We start from the raw sequence: 20,735 nt of genomic DNA on the forward strand, positions 1-20,735 counted from the left end.
ATTTACAGCTATGAAAACCTATTTCGAGAGAACCATTTCTGCTGCGCCATTGGCAGTTTTCAGGATCGGACTGGGTTTTATGTTGCTGTTTGGAATTATCCGTTTCTGGAGCAAAGGCTGGATTGAAGATCTTTATATCAATCCCAAATGTTATTTTCCATTTTATGGTTTTGAGTTTGTCGTTCCATTAGGAAACTATACCTATATTCTATTTGCTGTTTGCGGTATATCTGCGCTTCTATTTGCGCTGGGATTATGCTACAGATTAGCAAGTATCAGTCTTTTTCTGAGTTTTACCTATATCGAACTCATTGATAAAAGCACTTATCTCAATCATTATTACTTCATCAGTATGATATGTCTGCTGATGATTTTTTTACCTGCTCATGCTTTTTTCTCAATTGATGCTAAATTAAATAAGAACCTTCATTCAGGTTATGTCCCCGCATGGACGGTCGATAGCATTAAGGTATTTGTAAGCATGTTGTATATTTTTGCTGCTATTGCCAAAATTAATAGCGACTGGCTTTTACATGCACAGCCATTAAAAATTTGGCTAATTGCCAGAAACGATATGCCTGTTATCGGTTTCCTTTTTAACTATAAATGGACTCCTTACCTGTTTAGCTGGTTTGGTTTTCTTTATGATCTTACCATTCCTTTCTTTTTATGGAATAAAAAGACAAGATTAGGAGCTTATGCAGCGGTTATTGTTTTTCATGTTTTTACATCTCTCCTATTCCCAATCGGAATGTTTCCCTATATCATGATTGTCACTGCATTGATATTCTTTTCAGAAGATTTTCATTTAATCTTGCTTTCCCAGCTCAATAAACTATTTAAGGGACAAAAGGAATTCATTTCTACTTCCAATAACTATGCATTCAAACATTTAAATCAGAATATCATTATAATTCTGTTCTCATTGTTCTTCTTTATTCAGCTTCTATTGCCTTTCAGGTATCTTTTATATCCTGGTCAATTGTTCTGGACTGAAGAAGGATTTAGATTTTCCTGGAGAGTGATGCTTATTGAAAAGGCAGGTTATGCGGAGTTTAAGGTAAGAGATGCCGTCTCAGGAAAATGGGTAATAGTGAACAACAATGAATTTCTAACTAAGCTACAGGAAAAAATGATGGCCACTCAGCCAGATATGATCCTGCAATATGCTCATTTGCTGAGGGATCACTATGCAAAGAAGGGATTCGAAAAGCCACAGGTTTTTGTCGATTCATATGTAACGCTGAATGGAAGACTGGGAAGAGTGTTGGTTGATCCGAACACTGATTTGGCAGCTCAGGTGGAATCCTTTAATCACAAGTCCTGGATATTATCATATAATGATTAAGTATAAAATATTAAGTTTCTTTTTGGTTTGCTTAGTTTCTTCAAACCTGTTTGCCCAATACAATTTATCAGGAATAGTACTGTCCCTTCCGGACAGTTCAAGTATGAAAAACTGTAATGTTTACCTGAATGAAAAAGGCATTTCAGTTTCAACAGATTCGTTAGGCAGATTTGAATTCCATGACCTGCCTGCTGGCCAATATACATTGGTAACTTCCTTCCTTGAGTATCACACAACATATCAAAAGGTTTCTATTAATAAGAATGATACTTACGTTAAAGTCTGCATGAAATCAGTTTACAGTGTGTTAGAAGAGGTAGTAGTGACACACAAACCTGAAGATGAAGGACATTTGAGGGCTGTAGAAAATATGGGGATTTATGAAGGTAAAAAGTCTGAAGTAATAGTTCCTGATAAGCTCACTGTAAACCTGGCAACCAATAACGCAAGACAAGTCTATTCACGTGTGGCAGGATTGAACATTTATGAAAATGACGGAGCAGGTCTTCAGCTTAGTATTGGAGGAAGAGGCCTTGACCCTAACCGAACTTCCAATTTCAATGTAAGACAGAATGGATATGACATCAGTGCAGATGCTTTAGGTTACCCGGAAAGTTACTATACTCCTCCAGTAGAAGCTATTGAGAAAATTCAGATCGTGCGTGGCGCTGCCTCTCTTCAATATGGGACTCAGTTTGGAGGTTTGCTGAATTTTATATTAAGAAAACCAGTAGAAGATAAAAAGATCCAGCTTATTGCAAGACAAAGTGTCGGCTCGTATGGTTTCTACAATGCCTTTACAAGTCTTAGCGGGACTGTCGGAAAAGTCAGCTACTACTCCTTTTTCCAATATAAGAGAGCTGATGGCTGGAGACCAAATTCCGGTTTTAATGACTTTAATTTCTATACAAATCTCAATTATAAGCTTTCTCCAAAATCAACTCTTGGCTTTGATATCACCATCATGGATTACCTTGCACAGCAAGCTGGAGGTCTTAATGATGCAATGTTTAAGCAAGATCCAAGACAAAGCAACAGAGCCAGAAACTGGTTCAAAGTAAACTGGAACCTTGCAGCAATACATTTCACGCATAAGTTCAATGCGTCCAGTGAATTTAACATCCGCATGTTCGGGCTTTCCGCATCAAGATATTCTTTAGGATTCAGACCTGTTAGAGTTGAATCACCAGACGATAATAGCAAACGTGATCTGATCAAAGGAGAATTTAACAACTGGGGCGCAGAAGCCAGGTACTTAAAGAGATATATGATTGGATCCAAAAATCTGGTATTGCTGGTAGGAGGACGTTTTTACCACGGACTGAATCATAGCACTCAAGGAAATGGTAATGCAGGCAATGATCCTAATTTTAATTATATAGAAAACTATAAATATAAAACTTTAAGTTCATCCGATTATCGGTTTCCTAATAATAATGTAGCATTGTTTGCAGAAAACATCATTTACCTTTCTGACAAATTTTCCATCACTCCAGGAATAAGATATGAGTACATCAATACAACTTCAGATGGTACAGCAATATCACTAGTAACCAATGGTGCTGGAGTTGTCCGAGATACGCTTACCGTTACTGAAAACAGAACCAATAGCCGCCAGTTTATTCTAGGAGGAATTGGATTTTGTTACAGGCCCACTTCCAGGATCAATACCTACGCCAATATATCTCAGAACTACAGATCTATTACCTTTAGCGATATGCAGATTATAAATCCATCGTCTGTAATCGATCCTAACCTGAAAGATGAAAGGGGCTACTCTGCAGACATAGGAATCAGAAGTGAGCAGACAAATGCTATAATATATGATTTGAGTTTGTTTTATGTAAACTATGCGAACAGGATTGGCGAAACTCTAGATTCTGATAAATATAACAATACCCTCAGAAAAAGGGGTAATATCGGAGAGGCAGTCATGATGGGAGTTGAGTGTTATCTTGAAGGTGAATTCTTCAAACTAACCAAGATCAAAACAGAAAACTGGAATGCATCAGCTTTCATTAACCTTGCATTGATTCACTCAAAATACTTAAAAAGTGAATTAAAAAGAGTAAAGGGAAGCCAAGTTGAGTTTGTTCCAAAAGTGAACTTAAAGACGGGTTTGAGAGTCGGATACAAAAATCTGAAAGCATCATTTCAGATTACACATCTATCTGATCAGTTTACCGATGCAACCAATGCAACATCAAGTCTAGACGGAACTTCAAGTGTTATGGGACCTATTCCGGCATATACCATTATGGACTTCAGCATGTCTTATGAATACAAAATATTTAAGCTGGAAGGCAGTGTTAATAACCTCGCTAATCAAATGTATTTTACTCGTAGGGCTACAGGCTATCCAGGACCAGGAATTTTGCCTTCAGATGGCAGAGGATTCTATTTGACATTACAAGTAAAAATATAATCGAGATGAAATTGGGACGCTTTGTTAGCGTCTCTCCTCTCCTAATTATTCCGTTTTTTTTTAAACTCGCTCAAATCCCTGCCTTTCATAGTGTTTAAGACATTAGCGAAACATCATTAAATCTTAAGCGAAGTTCAAACCCAAACAAATCAATTTTCCGCATGTTTCCTGTTGCAAATTGATTCAAGTCATTATGTATATAAAAGTTATTAAAGTCTTTATCATCTCTATTTTTCTTTATAGTTGCAGTCAAACTCAGAAAGAGACAGAGAATAAAGAAAATATTTCCAACGACAGTATGCTAAAGAGAGGGGAATATTTAGTAACGATAATGGCTTGTGCTGATTGTCATTCGCCTAAAATGAAGACTGATCAAGGGTTTGTTCCTGATCCGGATTTGACTCTATCTGGCCATCCATCCCATAAGCAGCTTAAAGACATAGATACTTCATTAACACGTACCTGGGCAATTTTTTCTAAGGAAGGTACAGCATCTGCAGGTCCTTGGGGAGTTTCTTATGCTGCAAATATAACTTCAGATCCTACAGGCATTGGAGGATGGACTCAGGAGCAATTTAACAGAGCTATGAAACAGGGTAAATACAAAGGAATAGAAAAGGCCAGAACATTGCAACCGCCTATGCCCTGGCCTTCTTTTGCTGTGTTGACGGAGGAAGACTTAAAAGCAATCTTCACATTCCTGAAATCAACAAAACCTGTAAGAAATGTCCCCCCTGATTCGAAATCGAGGAAGGATATAAATAAATAATGCTATTTAAAACTTTGAAATCCTTGCATTAGAATTTAACAGCACTCTGCTAATATCACCTGTAGTTAAAAGATTCCCTTTTTCTTTATTCCAATAATCTTTAACTGACAAACCTTCTCTGTTTTTAATCTCTATTTCCTCAGATTGCAATTGCCCCCAGTCAGTAGTCAGTAAAGCGTTCACATTGCTGATTCTTGAAAGTAAAACACTTCCGTTTTTAGTTTTGGAAACCCAACCGTCACCAACTTTAGATATTGATTCATCTATATAAACAACATCAGCCTCTAGGGCATTCTCACCATCTTCATAGACCATCAGTCTGCCATGGTCTTCATACCAATACTCAAGTGTAACAGTATTAGGCTGCGATTCACGGGTCACTTTTACCTTGTAGATATTAGATTTTCCGACTTTATTATCGATGGATCTGGTAACATTATCTTTTCCGGAACCCGTTGACTCTTCAAACGTCCATTCATTACCAATTTTAGTAAATGGAAAATTACCAAAAGTAATAGGATAGGATACTCCAGAAGGTGCTACTGATGATACAGTATAATCCGTTAATTGTATTGGTGCGGATGTACCAACAGAACCTTGACCAATATAACCAGTAGAAGGTGAATAATAATCAAAGCTTGTATAATTACCGGTAACTTTTCGAACTTTTATCGCATCAGTAATCAATCCTTTACCGGTGTTCACTTTTGCATTAACTGAATCTATAGTTAAAACAGAGGCTCTTCCATATTCATCAGTTACATTCCAGGTGGTTCCCTCAGGCTGATTAAATCTACAAACCAATACATAAGAAGCGGGATCCCTCAATCTGATTGATCTGGAGAAATTTCCATCCTTCAAGGCATAATATACTGTCGGAAATATGGTATCTATTGTCTGAGAAGAGTTCCTTATCAGAAAGGTATCCTTACCAGCCTCCTGTTCCACCGAAGAAGTGACAGTTTCTCCTGAATAAGTATAAGTATAAGCACTTCCCACTTTAAGAAAGGTAACCCCATTATTTCCATCAACCGGTGTATCTTTATCTTTCTTACAAGACATTGATAGAAAAATGATTACTAAATAAACAACCGACTTAAAACCTTTAAACTTGTACATATTGAACTATTTGAGATTAATAAAAATACTGATCAAAAAGATGATATTCAAAATTATTCTTACCTAGTTTCCTAAAATGTGCAATTCACCAACAAAAAAATTATATACCTTTTCAACCTATACTCGGTCTGGTTAACTATGTATAACCTCGCTTATTGCTCACCAAAAGAGAAAACACTCGATACTAACAACTTAACCTCTTATAATTTTATTCTAAAAATTTTTAAGTTTTTTTTTAAATAAAGATCTTTTTATCAAGTGCGGGTGTTTTTAATATAGGCAGAGGCCTTGAAAAAAATTACCAATCATTAAATTCTAATATTATGGATAACCTGAGATTGAAAGGTAGTTGGAAGGAAATGAAAGGCAAATTAAAACAAGAATTTGCCGATTTAACCGACAATGATCTCCTTTATGAAGAAGGTAAAGAAGATGAACTTATCGGCCGACTACAAAAGAAAACAGGCAAAACAAAAGATGAAGTTCGTGCCCTTGTTTTTGAATCTGAGTACCATGAATAACTGACGACTATTCATGTTTAATAGTTTATATGTAAAATCAACATAAAGAAAGCCCCTCAGTTGGGGCTTTTTATTTTATTCCATTTTTTGAATTAATATCACCTCAAAAATAATGTTTCATTTTTATATTGTAATTTCAAGTCTTCATTCGAATAATAAATGAATTGGATCATACTTTTACTTGTATTTCTTGCCGGAGCTGCAACATCCATTCAGGCAGGCGTTAATGGTACTCTGGGTAAAAAAGTAGGCGCTCTGGAAGCTGCATTTATATCATTCCTGGTTGGCACCATTTTTCTTTCCATTTTAATGACTTTTATGCGAAAGGGAAACATTATGTCGGCTTTAGAAACACCAAAATGGCAGCTGACAGGTGGCTTACTCGGAGCTGTCTACATTCTTATTATGGTTAATGCTGTTCCCAGAATAGGAATTGCAGCCGCACTTGTTACGCTTATCGCTGGTCAGTTGATAACAGGCACATTGATAGATCACTTTGGTTTTATAGGTGATAAACAGATTCCCATTGACTGGAAAAGACTAAGCGCTATCATTCTTCTGGGGTGTTCAATTTATCTTTTCAATAAAAAGTAATTATCGATCTTTTCTTTGTCAGGATAATTAAACTCGAAAAGTAAATACACTTAGTCCTAAAAAGAAGACACGAGGAACGCAGAGGTTATGAAAAACACAATTACATCGCTTCTTCCAGCTCTTCTTTTGATACTTTAAAGATACAAATTCGAGGAAACCTTCCTGCAATCCAAGTTGTACCTGCAACCACAAGACTCTTGTCATTTGCAACAGTATAGCCCGCCAATTTATAAGGATTCATAGACCCTAAGTATTTATTACCTAAAAGCATTCCACTGTTCACATCATAAAAATACAATGCAATTTGTCCTGATTTAGTATCGGAGCCATAAACAAGTGCATTCCCATTATTTAAAGCACAATTTTTCAGAACCACATTGGCATCAGGTTGTAGTTCAAACATTTTATTACCGGGAATGTCAGAACTGGAAGAAACTGCATTAGGTGCATAATTCAGTGTGACATTAGGAATAAAGAAATTTTCGCCATAAGCAAACCTTGAGATAGCGAATCCATTCCCTTTAAATACAAGGCTACTGATCACTCTTTCATCCTGGTAACCTTGTACTAAACCAACCCTTGGATTTTTATCTGTTGAAAGCATATCAAAAAAAACAAGTGAAAGTGTGTACCTGTAAAATGCATTGAAATAATACATATTTCCATTTAACTGTCCACAGAAAAAAGGAAGGTGTTTCCCTTGCCCACTCAGATGTTCAATAATGGCTTGTTCTGCATCAAAATCTCCAAAGCCGATATCAAATGATTTCTGATTAAGTATAGCACCATTGGTGCTTATTCTTGAAACGACAGTCTGCTTATCATCTCTGTTATAACTAAGTAATGTAAGACTATTGTTATCTCCATTTAAAGAGGCATAAAGCGGGTAAAGCAGTCCTAATCCCGCTACTTCTATTGTAATGCCGGCATCATCCACCTTCATGAGTTTTGCTTCAAGGCTCAGGCGGTCCATACAGAAGAAGAATATCTGGTTTCCAACTTTTATCAATTGATTGACCGGATTAACATAATCCGAAGAAACATTTTGCTCAGACACAAAATTTCCGTCTTTGTCAGTCTTCATCACATACACTCCTTTAAAAGGAGACTCAGCAACCTTTCTTCCTCCAAGGATCAGAAAGCCTTCATCTGCTGTTTGCTGTATATCATAGGGACTATATTCTGATGTAATATCAGAATGATCATAGATCTTCAAAAAAGTCTCGGGTTTTACATCTTTATTCTTTTTAACATCACAAGATGTAAAAAAGAATATAATTAAAGCTCCCAAAAATACTGTAATTCTATTCATTCCGACACTATTATCTTGATCTGAAATTATTTGCATTGACATACCTCATTGGAAGCAGGCATCCTAAATTAATACTGATATTCCTAAGCTTCAAATCATCCAGCGCATCACCAGCACCACTAAGGGTATTATTAGTATATCTATTCTTTCTGTTTGTAATATTATTGGCACCTAGTCTGTAATTGACGTCCAATAAAACCTTTATATTTCCTACATCATAGCTCACCCCTGCACCTGCCATAAATCCTATCGAAGATTTAATAAATAAATCCTTTGCTCCAACTAATATATCTGGTTGGGTAAAATTAGTTCCTCCGGAGGCTTTATCTGTACCGCTGATTTCTACCTTTTTATTGGCTGTACTCAATATACCATAGTAAAAACCTGCCTGTACATAAGGCTTAATTGCATTCTTAAGTATGTCATATTTGATCAAAAGCGGCAGTTCAATATAATCCAGTTGATGATCCTGTTTATAGTTCAAATCAAAAGTCACTACATCAGAAGTGTCTTTCCATTCATATCTGTTGCTATAGCTAAATCTCTGTCTTCGATAATTTGGCTGAAAGCTTAGCGAAATGGTTTTATATGTAAAGGTAACTTCAAGACCTGCGCAGGCTCCAGCACCTTTAAAGCCATTATACTTTTTATCCAGACTGCTGATTTGTCCTTCAGTGGAACTGAATACAGAATACCTGTCTCCAGGTTTTACCTTTGAATAACTAAGTCCCCCTCTCACTCCTATCCACCATTGCTTCTCAAGGAATTCAGCATTTCTTCTGGAAGTCGGAGTGCGTCTTCGGTTTCCCTGAGCATTTGCACTGAAACTCACCAGAAGAAATAAAATAAAAACAGTAAAAATATGATAGACTAAAATCCTCTTCATTCCGATGCTACTTTAATATTACCAGCTTCTTAACGTCTTTCAACGCTCCAGCCTTTATCTCATAATAATAAATACCTGAAGGGATGTCGCGAAGGTCCACCATCTCTCTGTGTTCGCCATATCCACGTTTTTCATTGAGTACATTTTTAACGACACTACCGTTAGCATTCAGAATATTGATTTCAACATTCGTTTCATTATTTATGCTGAATGAGATAGTCGTAGCAAAACTCGCAGGATTAGGATAACAGCTGTTCATCCTGATCCTCTTATCCAGAAAATCTTTAACAGCAGTTACATCAGGATTAACAATTGGAAGCACTGTGCCTTTTCCTGGATAATCGCCCCAGATGGTTCCAAATTCGGCATCTACTTTCGAAGGATCCACACAAAGCCATTCTTTCAGAATAGATGCATAGATCTGTCTGTAATCCACCTGCATTTCAACATTGTCCTTAGAAAGATCAGGGTTATTACCAATAACGCCTGGTATAACTCCTTTTCCAAACAGCATCACAGGCGCTCCTGAACCGTGATCTGTTCCATAACTTCCGTTTGAATACACTCTCCTTCCAAATTCAGAGGTAGTTACAGTCAACACACGATGATCAATACTTCTCAATTTCAGATCTTCCTGAAAAGCTCTCATAGTCGCTGAAATGTGATACATCAAAGCTGCATGATTACCAGTAGTATGATCATTCGCCTCCACCTGTTGCGCATGTGTATCAAAACCTCCGATCTTCACAAGGAACACTTTGGTTTTGCAGCCACCACTGATAAGATTTGCAATAATTTTAAAATATCCAGCAAGAGGATTTTTGATCCTGCTTCCAGGCGCACTCAGCGGATATGTCGTAGGATATGTAACATTCGGATCAAACTTTTTACCTTCGTTATATACCGCAAGAAGTCTGTCGTCGTACTGATCTGTTTTCTGCTCCAGGTCAAGCAGCCATTTCATTTCCTTTCCATAAGGAGAGTTATTCAGACTTGTAGGAGGAATTCCTCTAGGGTCTACCCCTTCCACATCATCAAAGCCTGGAAGTTGTTCCACAAGGTTAAAAAACTGTTGAGGATTATCTATAGCTATTCCTGTAGATATGTTATCTCCTTGATGAAATATAAGAGATACTTCGCTGCCAAATTCCAATGCCAGCGGGTCTTTCATATTGTCATTAGGAAAATCATTAGGATAAACTTGTGGTGCGTAATGGTCTTTCAGATATCGTCCTACCCATCCCGAGCTGATGTAATCGTTTGACCCGCCACCCATAAACATGATATCTCTGCTTCTGAAGTGTGAACCATTATGATGTTCATAGGATACTCCCTGCACAAAACTCACCATTCCCTGATCATATAGATCTTTCACTCCAACCATATCCGGATGCAAGCCTACAGATCTTTCAGCAGTAAGGGAACTATCTAACAATATAAATTTACGATTTCCATTTTCAGGAATAGCAATATTGGGACGCACATTCTGATAATTATCATAATCACCTGCAGGTATAAGCATATTCAGGCCATCGTTACCTCCATGCATCTGAAGAATGATTAAAACTCTGTCATTAGGGCATTCCGCTGCAAGCCTTTGTAGTGGAGATGCCATAGACATGGATTTAAAAAATATGCCGTCAAGCGCAAAGGAAATTGCACCTAGAGCCGGGAGTTTATTAATAAAGTCTCTTCTTTTCATAAGACTGTTTTTTCCTGATTAAAATAACTGATATTCGGGCGACTGTAGCATTGCATTTAAAAGGTATTGCAACATACCTCTTGCATCATCTTTGCTCTCGGGTATTGTATTAGCATTATTCCAGCTAAATTCCCAGAATACTTCAGGGCCTTGTGGCAAGCCTTTTCCAATTACAAAAAACTGAGATTTGAAATAATTAAGACGTTCCACTGTTATCTCAGTTTCTGCCTGCGACATAGGCAAAAGGTAAGATGCCAGTTCTTTGATAAGGTCATCAGGATTCAATGCTACACTAGCAAATCTTTGTTGGATAAAGAGAAGAATGTCCATTTCAATTTCCCCCTCTTCCATTTTATCAACCCTGATGTTATCGAATATAAACTTATACCTTTGCGTGAGCGTGTTTGCTGAGATCCAGTTTCTATTGTATAAAGGATATTGGAAATAAGCATCGTACCCTGCTACATCATAAGGATTCAGGAAATTCATTCCCTGTAACTTCATTGAATCAAGGATTTTACCAGCCGTCTCATAAAACTTCTCTGCTTCTGTCTGTGGATCCGGTAAATTATATTCAAAGAATCTTAGTGTATTTAAAACCAGATCAAGAGGAGACTTTATCAAAGCTCCGAAATTATTATCATCTACCGTTGGAGTTGCTGAATCATAGAAATGCTGACTTTGCAAGAGCTCCATGATCACTGGCTGAAGTTTGAAATTATTGGCTACAAAAGTATTTGCCATATCAGCAATAATACCATTATCTATGGCCTGTGTAATTTCATGATATACATAAAATCTATATATCCTTCTGCAAATATTTTTCACAGTTTCCTGTTGAGCATAGATCATTTCTATAAGCTGATCCAGCTCATCCAGCATACTTGCTTCTGTAGCTTTATCTCCAAACAGTAAAGTAGAATCAGGTGTGATAACAGTATTTCCAAAGCGATCGCTGAATACCTTAGGATCATTATCATGTTGTGTCGCTACAGTTCCCGTAGCTTTTACTTTTACCCTTGGCAATTGGGTATCTTCATCTATTGTAAGAAATGTAAAGTCTGTGTCATACCCTGAAAACACTCGGGCTGCAGCTTGTACATCCTGTTCTGTAAAATAAATATAGTCACCGGGAATAGTTGAAGGCGGCACATATCCAGGAAGACCTTTACCGATGGTAAATAATTCAAGAAACTCTCTGGCGTAGTTTTCATTTGGTCTGCCTTTCACATTAAGTCTGCCATCAAGTAATACCATCATGGCATTATCCATAGAGACTTTTTTGGTAAGCATTTTAAAGTTCCATAAAGGATCTGGTTGATTGTCAAAAGCGAACTTTCTGAACAAAGCATTCTGAAAATATAGAGCTCTGCTATTATTTACTGTTTCCTGTATTGTGGTAAAATGAGTATGAAGAAGAAAAACTATTTTTTCTCTGGTCAGAAAAGCAAGTTTCTGAGAAGGCTCTATTCCTGCTCCTGCCAGCATTCCCAGCCACCATCTCATAAAAAAACCTTGCAAGTCACCGTCTTCACTATCTCCGGAAACAGGCAATGTATTTACCCACGTTATTCCGGTGACGGGATCTATAGGAGGTAAAGGATCTGTAGTTGTAACAAACAATTGTTGAATTGCCTGAGATGCAGTAAGACCAGATATTGAGTCTATATCTGCTTTGGTACCTCCAAACGTTGCCCGCCTTAACAAATGGGCAGCATTTTTCTTTCCTAATACTCCGGTAAAAGGTGCTAACGGCATAATTATTTAAGGTGTTAAGAGTTTGAGAATCTTCCCTCGGAATCCGACCTTTGTTTACGCTTTTTAAAAGCGAAAGATTCTATCAGTCAATAATTTCTACAAAAAATATAATTTTAAAAAATACATTCAAAATTAAATTTCCCCACATATCCGGTAACAAGCGACTTCAAATCGTTTAACAATATTGATTATCAGGAATTAATACAATTTTCATGATCAACGCCAACTCTATTAATCTATCTTTCTGATAGTAAAAGTTTTTCCATTCAGCTGAACTGAATCTCCAGACTTTTTACCCATAAGTAAAGCTCCGATAGGCGAAACAGGTGATACGGCAAAATATATACTTCCTTCAACTTCCAATTTTCCTGCACTGATAGAAATATAGAAATTCCCCTGATCTGTAGTAATAAGGCTTCCAGACTGTATAATATCTGTTGATTTTTCCGGATTAATCTGTGAAAGCACCTGCTTTAATTTCATTGCTTCACCAAGCTGTACTGATTGCTTTTCAATCTCCAGCTGCATCATTGCTCGTCCTGTCTCATACTTGTCTCCCGCACTGCTTTTGGTCTCTTCATTGGCAGCAAGCTGAGCATGCTCAATGGCCTTTTGAGATGAGGCTATTCTCTGCTCTACAAAAGCAGTACATAGTTCATACAATTTTACTTTAACAGACATCAGTTGATTTTTTTAAATGATGTTATTTTTATTAAAATCTCAAATTTAGAATAGCATATAAATGAAGAAGTCTTCCGGTTGGGGAAGACTTCAACACTTAAACTTTTTAAACCCACTTATTTTTTCTTCTCTTTCTTCTCGGCTCTCTTCTCTTTAAGAGTCTTAGTAGGCTTTTTCTTAGTTTCTTTTTTGGCGTCTTGTGATTTTGACATATAGGTAAACAGTTAAGATAAAACAATATTATGTTTAACGAATCAAGCTTAATTTAATTTTTAATATTTTCCAATTTAAACGAATTATTTTTTTATAAGTTCCCTTCATCCGACAAAAGTTAAAATCTTTATAAAATATGAATTTCATTCGCTAAGTTTAGTTTATATTAAATTGAAATTTAAAATTCAATGCCGGAAATCCAATCCTTTCACCGATCTATTGACAAACAGATTCAGGCAAATAAAGGCAAGAATCTTTACTACTTTGACAGAGACGCTTTATTCAAATTCAGTGAAGGAAACAACATACTTTCCCAGAGACATAAATTTGGGGAAATCCTATCCGATACTGCTATTCAGGAAAGTCTTATAGAATATACACTATCCAATGTCCTCCGGGAATTCTTTCAAACCAATCAATACATTACAGTAAATGAGCGGGATAAATCCATTCTGAGAAAAATCTATAAAAAATTATTATCAGAGCTCAGCGACCAGCAAATAAGTTTATCTGATATTGCCTCAAGACATTTTACAAGACTGACTACCTGGCTTTCTTACTCTAATCCACATATAGAAAAATTCAATCCATCTAACCAAAAAACGGCTGTTGAAGTTGTATGTTCTGAATATTCAGCAGAATTGCAACTGGAACTTCTGGATTTAAATCCTAAAAATATACTGGAACCCATTCTGGATATTGGTTGTGGAGAACATGCACATTTATCTGCTTATCTGAAAGAAAAAGAACTTAATGTAATTGGTATAGATCGCCTTTTAAATAAAAAGGAATCATGGCTGTATGAAATCAGCTGGTTTGAATATGAATTTAAACCGGATAGCTGGGGAACTATTATTTCTAATCTTTCCTTTACAAGCCATTTCCTGAACAATCATTTAAGAGAAGATGGATTTTATTTGGAATACGCTCAAAAGTACATGGAAATTTTACAATCTCTGAAACAAGGTGGGGCATATCACTATGCTCCTTCACTCCCTTTCATTGAAGAACACCTGGATAAAAAAAGGTATAGAGTTGATAGAAAAAATATCAATACAGATCATCAGCGAACTATCGTTACAAGGCTTTGAGACTTTACGGAATTAACAAATTATAATCATCTGGTCTATCTTTCAGATACACACCAGAAATTTTTCTTTTCAATGATTCACAGACGAGAACACTTAACTTTTCTGAAGCTTGTGAATATGATAATCCATTTTTATGAATATTTGAAATGCAATTACGCGACTCATCCGTTAAGCCTGGCTTAGGATTATAGGTGAAATAAATTCCCATACTGTCAGGCGCACTTAAACCTGGCCGTTCTCCAATCAGCACAACTACCAATTTTGCCTTTAAAAGGAATCCGATTTCATCTCCTATAGCAACCCGACCATATCTGACAACTGATAATGATGAATAAGTATAAGCTATATTCTTTGACATAAATTCCGTTAAAAATTTAAAGGCATGATGATGAATGGCTGTAGGAGACAATCCATCACAAATTACAAAAGCTATATCAGAAGGCTGTGTATTTAAATTGTTTAGTAAGGAAACTGATGAGGCACTTAATTTCCTTCCCAGATCAGGCCTGTATAGGAACTGGAATTTATTATTGATTTGAGATTGCATAAAATACATTGGCAATCCCTGACCGGCAAATTGTTCGCAGATCAAAGCCTCATCCAATTCTTTGTGTACTGCATCTTTAGCTTCTGCAAAACTAAGCTGAAACTTGAGCTGGTCAGCAGTAGAGATGCTTGTACCTGAATTTCTGAGGCCAATACGGGCATTGGTAAACCTTTTCAGATTATTCCAGAATTCTTCTTCTATCATAAAAGGTCAATAAGTTTGGTAAGATCACGGTTTCCGGATAGTGTAAAATCAGGGTTCATGATTTTCATACCTGACAACCATTTTGCAAACTCCGGAGCAGGTTTTAATCCCAATAACCTTCTCACATAAAGAGCATCGTGAAAGGAGGTACTCTGATAATTAAGCATAATATCATCCGCGCCTGGCACTCCCATAATATAATTGCAACCAGCAGTGGCAAGTAGTGTAAGTAGATTATCCATATCGTCCTGATCAGCTTCTGCGTGGTTGGTATAGCATACATCACATCCCATCGGCAATCCCAAAAGTTTGCCACAAAAATGATCTTCAATACCAGCTCGTATGATTTGTTTTCCGTTAAATAAATATTCCGGACCAATGAAACCAACTACGGTGTTTACCAACAAAGGACGATATTTTCTTGCCACTGCATATGCCCTTGCCTCTATGGTCTGCTGATCTACGCCATGATGTGCATAGCCGACAAAGCACTCCCCTGGCCTGTTTCAAAATACATTACATTATTACCAAGTACTCCTCTCTTTAAGGCTATAGTGGCTTCATGAGCTTCCTGAAGCATAGACAAATTTATACCAAAACTTGAATTTGCTTTTTCAGAGCCGGCAATGGATTGAAAAGTAAGATCAACAGGATAACCTTTTTCAACCAGTTCCATTGTGGTGGTTAGGTGCGCCAGAACACATGACTGGGTAGGAATATTAAGCTTTCCAATCAATGTATCAAGCATTATCAGAAGCTCACCGGTGATTTTGAAACTGTCGGTAGCAGGATTTATCCCGATCACCGCGTCTCCGCTACCTTTCAGCAAGCCATCCACCACAGATGCAGCTATTCCTTTCAAATCGTCAAAGGGATGATTTGGCTGTAATCTGGTTGAAAAATGGCCCTTAAGTCCAAGAGTATTTCGAAAACGGGTGATTACTTCACATTTCGAGGCTACTAAAACCATATCCTGGATACTCATAATTTTGGATACGGCTGCTGCCATTTCAGGAGTAATACCAGAAGCAGTGCCTTTAAGTATTTCAGAAGTAACTTCTCCACTGAGCAACCAGTCTCTAAAACCACCTATAGTCAAGTGGCTAATAGCCTGGAACGCGTTTGCGTCATGCTCATTTATAATCAGTCTTGTAACCTCGTCTTTTTCATATGTTATCAGATGCTCTTCCAGAAACTTTTTAAGAGGAACATCAGCAAGAAGAATTTTTGCAATTACCCTTTCTTTCTCAGTTGCAGCAGCAATGCCTGCCAGTTGATCACCGGAACGCAGCATAGTAGCTTTGGCCATAAGGTCTTTAAGATCTCTGAACACGTATGTCTGGTTTCCCGATAAATATTTATAGGCCATAGAATAGATAAAGTAAGCTTTTTAAAATTAATAGATTAAATTATTTCCAAATTTAAACCTCACCCTAAGTCCCTCTCCTTCAGGAGCGCTTCAATGCGAATGCTATTTGCCCATATCAGTTTTAAATCTTTCTTTCATCGACTGTTCCCTTTTCCTCAAGAGAAGCGTTAGGGGATGAAGTCCATAAAATTTTACCGAAAATACTGATGTATAAATGATTGTTTAATTTAATAAGGAAAAGATTCAAAAAAATAAGGAGAAATAAAAAACGAAGACTTCATTTTCAGGTTAATTTAAAAAGTTTTACTATGAAGGGAAACCTCGTGTTATTACTGATTGGGTTCTTACTGGCTTGCCACGTAGAGAAGAAACCAAATTCTGAAGGATTGGCAGAAGAAGATGTCATTTTCGAAGCAAAGGAAATAGTACCCGAACCTGTGCGGGAAATCTATATAGGCGTACTCCCCTGTGCCGATTGTCCAGGGATACGAAAAGAGCTGAAATTAACACATGATCCGGAAAAACAAGAAGGAGATTTTGAGTTAAAACAAAATTATATAGAACGAGATACCACCACCTATCTGACCAAAGGCTATTGGAAAAGCACCATCGGAAATGAAGATTCTCATAGTGCATTACTCATTCAGACTTATCCCGAAGGCCAAAAAAAAGCTGACAATTTTCTAAAAATCACTACGGAACAGTTGGTTGATTGTGGCAAAAAAACAACCCCACCTAAAGATCAATATCCATATGTACTTTATAAGGTAAAGAAACCATCAGTCAAGCTAAGTGGATATTTCAGGTATTTTGCTGATGCCGCAACATTTCGAAAATGCAAGGCAAAAACACCTATGATTGTTGAGCCTGTAATTTTATACAAATATGCGGAACAGGTGTATATGCATCAGAAAAAAAATCCGGGAGAAGAGATATATTTCACCATTGAAGGCTATACGGAAAAGAAACCTGGCGAATCAGGACAAACCAGAGAATACCTGACTATCACCAAAGTACTGGATATCAAACCAGGCTTCAAATGTCAGTAAAAACAGCTTTCCCATCTGATTGCAAAATCAATATTTGTGCCTATCTTTCGTTAAAAAAATATGAAAGATCTATATAAAAGCACCTTAGGCAGACTAAGAATAGTGGGCTTTGTGGAAGGCCTCTCTTATTTGATACTGTTATTCATTGCGATGCCTATCAAATATATCGGAGGAATCCAGGAGCCTGTTCGCATGACGGGAATGGCCCACGGATTACTCTTTGTCCTTTATGTTTTATTAGTAATCCAGTCTACTATTCAATATAACTGGACATTCAAAAAAGCCTGCATCGCATTTTTGGCTTCCATTATTCCCTTCGGGACATTCTATGCAGATGTGAAGTTATTCAGAGAAAACGAAGAAGCTGGAGCTTAACCTCTGGATTCTTAATTGAGGTACTTTACCTGGGTCTTTGTCCTCATCTGAAGATAGAGATCCAGCAAAAAATCCACGTAATGATTCTCCTTTAGGCACACAGTTTCACTATTTACTTTATAACAAAATCCGGCAGGCGACACTCGGAAAGAAATTACTTCCACTTTATCCGCAAGATTCAGGTGAACAAGTATTTCGGTAACACTGCTATTGGTATCCCCTTTAATTATCTTATAATACTGAGGCTTGTATTCCGAGATTACTGATTGTTTGTTCAACCAGTCCAGCATACTTAAAAAAGCTTTTTTGTCTTTCATTTGAGAAGAATTTCAGGTTAAAAACCCCAAATGAATTCCTTTCGTTCCACTTTCGTCAATGAAATCAATTTAATCGAGTATCCTTTTTGATATCCCGATGTGAGCGACTTTTTACAAAGTGATATGCAAAGATTCTACTTTCCTATCCAGAAACACGGATGCTGCAGCATCGAAGCTGTTTGTAGAGTCTGTAGTATAAAAAGTACAAGAACTACCTTTTGAGCATTTTCCTTCCATTCCGGGATGGTTTAAGAGATAATCTTTAAGACTTTTAGCTACAATTTCTCCTTGCGACACAAGCTTTACCTCTGAAGGAAGGTAATTCTGTATTTTCTCTGCAAGCAAAGGATAGTGCGTACAGCCTAACACAAGCGTATCTATTTCAGAGGATTGAGACAAAATATTAATAATGTGCTTTTCAATAAAGTAGTCAGCACCAGGGCCATCATATTCGTTATTTTCCACCAATGGAACCCACATTGGACAAATTTCCTGAAATACTTTTATATCCGGATAAAACTTGTGAATCTCAATAGGATAAGAATTTGATTCTATAGTGCCCTTGGTTCCCAGAATACCAACATGTCGTGTTTGAGAAACAGAGCCAATTATTTCAGTTGTTGGTCTTATCACACCCAAAACCCTTTTTTCCGAATCAATAGCATCTAAATCCTGCTGTTGAATACTTCGCAATGCCTTAGCAGAAGCTGTATTGCAAGCCAAAATGACCAGATGACATCCTTTATCAAAAAGGTACTTTACACACTCAAGAGTATATTGATAAACAGTATCAAATGACCTGGTTCCATATGGAGCTCGTGCATTGTCTCCCAGATAAAGGTAATCGTATTCAGGGAGTAATTTTTCAAACTCTTTCAGAACTGTTAACCCTCCAAAACCTGAGTCAAATACCCCAATCGGCCCTTTTTCCATGAATTATTATTTAATGTAACGCGGCAGCGAAATAAGTATAAATTCCATAAAGATTAAAATAATTTGTGCATTCGCTGATGCTTAGAAAAACAATTTATAGTGAAAATAATTGCATAGTGGTATTCAAAAAAATAAAATTCTATGTTTACAAAAAGGCTTAAAATAGTCTACTAACTTTATAGAGAATAAAAATACCATTTTAGAAATGTCGCAAAACAAATTACACTTTGAAACCCTTCAACTGCATGCAGGACAAGAGGTTGACCCAACTACTCAATCAAGAGCTGTACCTATCTATCAGACTACATCTTATCAGTTTAAAAGCTCGGAGCATGGAGCTAATCTATTTGCTCTTAAAGAGTTCGGGAACATCTATACAAGAATAATGAACCCAACTACAGATGTCTTTGAAAAAAGGATAGCTGCACTGGAAGGTGGGGTTGCGGCATTGGCCGTAGCCTCTGGTCAGGCTGCTCAATTCATTGCATTGAACAATATACTTCAAGCTGGCGACAACATTGTATCTACATCGTACCTTTATGGTGGCACCTATAATCAATTCAAAGTTTCATTTAAGAGACTTGGTATAACTGTGAAATTCGCTGAAGGAGATAAAGCTGAATCTTTCGAAAAGCTCATAGACCAGAATACAAAAGCCATATACCTTGAGACCATTGGTAATCCAGGGTTTAACATTCCGGACTTTGAAGATATTGCTAAGCTGGCTAAAAAGCATGATTTGCCTCTGATCGTAGATAATACTTTTGGAGCAGGTGGTTATCTATTCAGGCCACTTGAACATGGGGCCAATATAGTGGTAGAATCCGCTACCAAATGGATCGGTGGGCACGGTACAAGTATAGGAGGTGTTATTATAGATGGTGGCAACTATAACTGGGGCAACGGAAAATTCCCTCAGTTTACAGAGCCTTCAGAAGGTTATCATGGTTTAAAGTTTTGGGATGTATTTGGGACAAACGGCCCTTTCGGCAATATAGCATTTATTATTAGAGCACGTGTTGAGGGGCTAAGAGATTGGGGACCGGCTTTAAGTCCATTTAACTCATTCCTTTTACTTCAAGGACTAGAAACATTGTCATTAAGAGTACAAAGGCATGTTGACAATGCTTTGGAACTTGCTAAATGGCTTGAAAAACATCCACAGGTAACTTCTGTAAATTACCCGGGACTTGAATCTAGTCCTTACAACAAACTAGCTAAAAAGTACCTAAAAAATGGATTTGGAGGAGTATTATCTTTTCAGATTAAAGGGGGAAAGGATACAGCTGATAGATTTGTAAACTCACTTAAATTGGTTAGCCACCTCGCTAATGTCGGAGATGCTAAGACGTTGATCATTCACCCGGCTTCCACTACACATCAGCAGTTGAGTGATGCAGAACAAAAATCAGCTGGAGTAATACCAGGCCAGTTAAGAGTTAGCACAGGTATAGAACATATTGAAGATATCAAATCAGATTTTCAGCAAGCATTTGATGCTGTAAAATAATTTCTAGTAGCC

At 37.1% G+C, this 20,735-nt stretch carries 18 protein-coding genes and 1 pseudogene; 9 read left to right on the forward strand and 10 right to left on the reverse strand.

Translation table 11 applies throughout. From position 1 onward, the window contains the following. The first annotated feature begins 10 nt into the window (after window positions 1-10). The 3 genes from J7604_RS18370 (at window position 11) to J7604_RS18380 (ending at window position 4,542) form a co-directional block, all read left to right on the forward strand. Window positions 11-1,348 carry an HTTM domain-containing protein gene (locus tag J7604_RS18370; protein WP_293898819.1) on the forward strand — a complete coding sequence of 446 codons (1,338 nt, stop codon included), beginning with the start codon at window positions 11-13 and terminating at the stop codon, window positions 1,346-1,348. Next, window positions 1,341-3,773, forward strand: a complete 2,433-nt coding sequence (locus J7604_RS18375; RefSeq protein WP_293898822.1) for a TonB-dependent receptor — start codon at window positions 1,341-1,343, stop codon at window positions 3,771-3,773. Before J7604_RS18370 ends, J7604_RS18375 begins: the two co-directional genes overlap by 8 nt. 193 nt (window positions 3,774-3,966) lie before the next feature. After that, window positions 3,967-4,542, forward strand: a complete 576-nt coding sequence (locus tag J7604_RS18380; protein WP_293898825.1) for a c-type cytochrome — start codon at window positions 3,967-3,969, stop codon at window positions 4,540-4,542. A 6-nt stretch (window positions 4,543-4,548) separates the two neighbouring features. Here the strand turns inward: J7604_RS18380 and J7604_RS18385 are convergent, their stop codons facing one another. Further along, entirely contained in the window at window positions 4,549-5,661 is a 1,113-nt protein-coding gene (locus tag J7604_RS18385) for a hypothetical protein (protein WP_293898828.1), read from the reverse strand. Between the two features lie 323 nt (window positions 5,662-5,984). Here J7604_RS18385 and J7604_RS18390 point away from each other — a divergent pair, with 323 nt between their 5' ends. Both J7604_RS18390 and J7604_RS18395 read left to right on the forward strand, forming a co-directional pair. Next, window positions 5,985-6,182 (forward strand): CsbD family protein, encoded by a 198-nt coding sequence (locus J7604_RS18390; RefSeq protein ID WP_293898831.1) that lies wholly within the window; start codon window positions 5,985-5,987, stop codon window positions 6,180-6,182. A 159-nt stretch (window positions 6,183-6,341) separates the two neighbouring features. Then, window positions 6,342-6,776, forward strand: a complete 435-nt coding sequence (locus J7604_RS18395; RefSeq protein WP_293898834.1) for a DMT family transporter — start codon at window positions 6,342-6,344, stop codon at window positions 6,774-6,776. 100 nt (window positions 6,777-6,876) lie between these two features. On the opposite strand, the gene J7604_RS18400 is transcribed toward J7604_RS18395, so the two are convergent. The 5 genes from J7604_RS18400 to J7604_RS18420 form a co-directional block, all read right to left on the reverse strand. Next, window positions 6,877-8,088: a hypothetical protein gene (locus J7604_RS18400; protein WP_293898837.1), complete on the reverse strand. Its 1,212-nt coding sequence runs from the start codon at window positions 8,086-8,088 to the stop codon at window positions 6,877-6,879. Between the two features lie 10 nt (window positions 8,089-8,098). Then, window positions 8,099-8,974 (reverse strand): outer membrane beta-barrel protein, encoded by an 876-nt coding sequence (locus tag J7604_RS18405; protein ID WP_293898841.1) that lies wholly within the window; start codon window positions 8,972-8,974, stop codon window positions 8,099-8,101. A gap of 7 nt (window positions 8,975-8,981) precedes the next feature. Further along, window positions 8,982-10,676: a DUF1501 domain-containing protein gene (locus J7604_RS18410; RefSeq protein ID WP_293898844.1), complete on the reverse strand. Its 1,695-nt coding sequence runs from the start codon at window positions 10,674-10,676 to the stop codon at window positions 8,982-8,984. A gap of 18 nt (window positions 10,677-10,694) precedes the next feature. Beyond that, a complete protein-coding gene (locus tag J7604_RS18415; protein WP_293898847.1) occupies window positions 10,695-12,434 on the reverse strand; it encodes a DUF1800 family protein in 1,740 nt (579 codons plus the stop codon). A 231-nt stretch (window positions 12,435-12,665) separates the two neighbouring features. Continuing rightward, window positions 12,666-13,115: a 3-oxoacyl-ACP synthase gene (locus tag J7604_RS18420; RefSeq protein ID WP_293898850.1), complete on the reverse strand. Its 450-nt coding sequence runs from the start codon at window positions 13,113-13,115 to the stop codon at window positions 12,666-12,668. Window positions 13,116-13,516: 401 nt separating this feature from the next. Between J7604_RS18420 and J7604_RS18425 the strand changes: the two genes are divergently transcribed. Then, window positions 13,517-14,419, forward strand: coding sequence for a class I SAM-dependent methyltransferase (locus J7604_RS18425; RefSeq protein WP_293898853.1), 903 nt, complete (start codon window positions 13,517-13,519; stop codon window positions 14,417-14,419). A gap of 4 nt (window positions 14,420-14,423) precedes the next feature. Here J7604_RS18425 and eutC read toward each other — a convergent pair whose 3' ends face one another. Both eutC and J7604_RS18435 read right to left on the reverse strand, forming a co-directional pair. Beyond that, complete coding sequence (eutC, locus tag J7604_RS18430; RefSeq protein WP_293898856.1) at window positions 14,424-15,170, reverse strand: ethanolamine ammonia-lyase subunit EutC; 747 nt, start codon at window positions 15,168-15,170, stop codon at window positions 14,424-14,426. Beyond that, window positions 15,167-16,539 (reverse strand): annotated as a pseudogene (locus tag J7604_RS18435) (ethanolamine ammonia-lyase subunit EutB). The gene eutC and the pseudogene J7604_RS18435 overlap by 4 nt, the downstream one beginning before the upstream one ends. 308 nt (window positions 16,540-16,847) lie before the next feature. Between J7604_RS18435 and J7604_RS18440 the strand changes: the two are divergent. Then, window positions 16,848-17,588 carry a copper resistance protein NlpE N-terminal domain-containing protein gene (locus J7604_RS18440; RefSeq protein WP_293898859.1) on the forward strand — a complete coding sequence of 247 codons (741 nt, stop codon included), beginning with the start codon at window positions 16,848-16,850 and terminating at the stop codon, window positions 17,586-17,588. Between the two features lie 60 nt (window positions 17,589-17,648). Continuing rightward, window positions 17,649-17,963, forward strand: coding sequence for a DUF3817 domain-containing protein (locus J7604_RS18445; RefSeq protein ID WP_293898862.1), 315 nt, complete (start codon window positions 17,649-17,651; stop codon window positions 17,961-17,963). Between the two features lie 11 nt (window positions 17,964-17,974). Here J7604_RS18445 and J7604_RS18450 read toward each other — a convergent pair whose 3' ends face one another. Then, complete coding sequence (locus J7604_RS18450) at window positions 17,975-18,280, reverse strand: hypothetical protein (protein ID WP_293898865.1); 306 nt, start codon at window positions 18,278-18,280, stop codon at window positions 17,975-17,977. A gap of 111 nt (window positions 18,281-18,391) precedes the next feature. Beyond that, a complete protein-coding gene (gene murI / locus J7604_RS18455; RefSeq protein WP_293898868.1) occupies window positions 18,392-19,213 on the reverse strand; it encodes a glutamate racemase in 822 nt (273 codons plus the stop codon). Window positions 19,214-19,418: 205 nt separating this feature from the next. On the opposite strand from murI, the gene J7604_RS18460 reads away from it, so the two are divergent. After that, window positions 19,419-20,723, forward strand: coding sequence for an O-acetylhomoserine aminocarboxypropyltransferase/cysteine synthase family protein (locus J7604_RS18460; RefSeq protein ID WP_293898871.1), 1,305 nt, complete (start codon window positions 19,419-19,421; stop codon window positions 20,721-20,723). Window positions 20,724-20,735: the final 12 nt, after the last annotated feature.

The organism is Sporocytophaga sp. (assembly GCF_017745095.1).
Classification (GTDB): domain Bacteria; phylum Bacteroidota; class Bacteroidia; order Cytophagales; family Cytophagaceae; genus Sporocytophaga.

Excerpts from the sequence above, each read along its gene's own strand:
- J7604_RS18395 (WP_293898834.1), top strand. The coding sequence starts at position 6,342 with ATGAATTGGATCATACTTTTACTTGTATTTCTTGCCGGAGCTGCAACA.
- J7604_RS18450 (WP_293898865.1), bottom strand. The coding sequence starts at position 18,280 with ATGAAAGACAAAAAAGCTTTTTTAAGTATGCTGGACTGGTTGAACAAA.
- J7604_RS18440 (WP_293898859.1), top strand. The coding sequence starts at position 16,848 with ATGAAGGGAAACCTCGTGTTATTACTGATTGGGTTCTTACTGGCTTGC.
- J7604_RS18415 (WP_293898847.1), bottom strand. The coding sequence starts at position 12,434 with ATGCCGTTAGCACCTTTTACCGGAGTATTAGGAAAGAAAAATGCTGCC.
- J7604_RS18460 (WP_293898871.1), top strand. The coding sequence starts at position 19,419 with ATGTCGCAAAACAAATTACACTTTGAAACCCTTCAACTGCATGCAGGA.
- J7604_RS18445 (WP_293898862.1), top strand. The coding sequence starts at position 17,649 with ATGAAAGATCTATATAAAAGCACCTTAGGCAGACTAAGAATAGTGGGC.
- J7604_RS18400 (WP_293898837.1), bottom strand. The coding sequence starts at position 8,088 with ATGAATAGAATTACAGTATTTTTGGGAGCTTTAATTATATTCTTTTTT.
- J7604_RS18375 (WP_293898822.1), top strand. The coding sequence starts at position 1,341 with ATGATTAAGTATAAAATATTAAGTTTCTTTTTGGTTTGCTTAGTTTCT.
- J7604_RS18380 (WP_293898825.1), top strand. The coding sequence starts at position 3,967 with ATGTATATAAAAGTTATTAAAGTCTTTATCATCTCTATTTTTCTTTAT.
- J7604_RS18405 (WP_293898841.1), bottom strand. The coding sequence starts at position 8,974 with ATGAAGAGGATTTTAGTCTATCATATTTTTACTGTTTTTATTTTATTT.
- J7604_RS18410 (WP_293898844.1), bottom strand. The coding sequence starts at position 10,676 with ATGAAAAGAAGAGACTTTATTAATAAACTCCCGGCTCTAGGTGCAATT.
- J7604_RS18370 (WP_293898819.1), top strand. The coding sequence starts at position 11 with ATGAAAACCTATTTCGAGAGAACCATTTCTGCTGCGCCATTGGCAGTT.
- J7604_RS18420 (WP_293898850.1), bottom strand. The coding sequence starts at position 13,115 with ATGTCTGTTAAAGTAAAATTGTATGAACTATGTACTGCTTTTGTAGAG.
- murI (WP_293898868.1), bottom strand. The coding sequence starts at position 19,213 with ATGGAAAAAGGGCCGATTGGGGTATTTGACTCAGGTTTTGGAGGGTTA.
- J7604_RS18390 (WP_293898831.1), top strand. The coding sequence starts at position 5,985 with ATGGATAACCTGAGATTGAAAGGTAGTTGGAAGGAAATGAAAGGCAAA.
- eutC (WP_293898856.1), bottom strand. The coding sequence starts at position 15,170 with ATGATAGAAGAAGAATTCTGGAATAATCTGAAAAGGTTTACCAATGCC.
- J7604_RS18425 (WP_293898853.1), top strand. The coding sequence starts at position 13,517 with ATGCCGGAAATCCAATCCTTTCACCGATCTATTGACAAACAGATTCAG.
- J7604_RS18385 (WP_293898828.1), bottom strand. The coding sequence starts at position 5,661 with ATGTACAAGTTTAAAGGTTTTAAGTCGGTTGTTTATTTAGTAATCATT.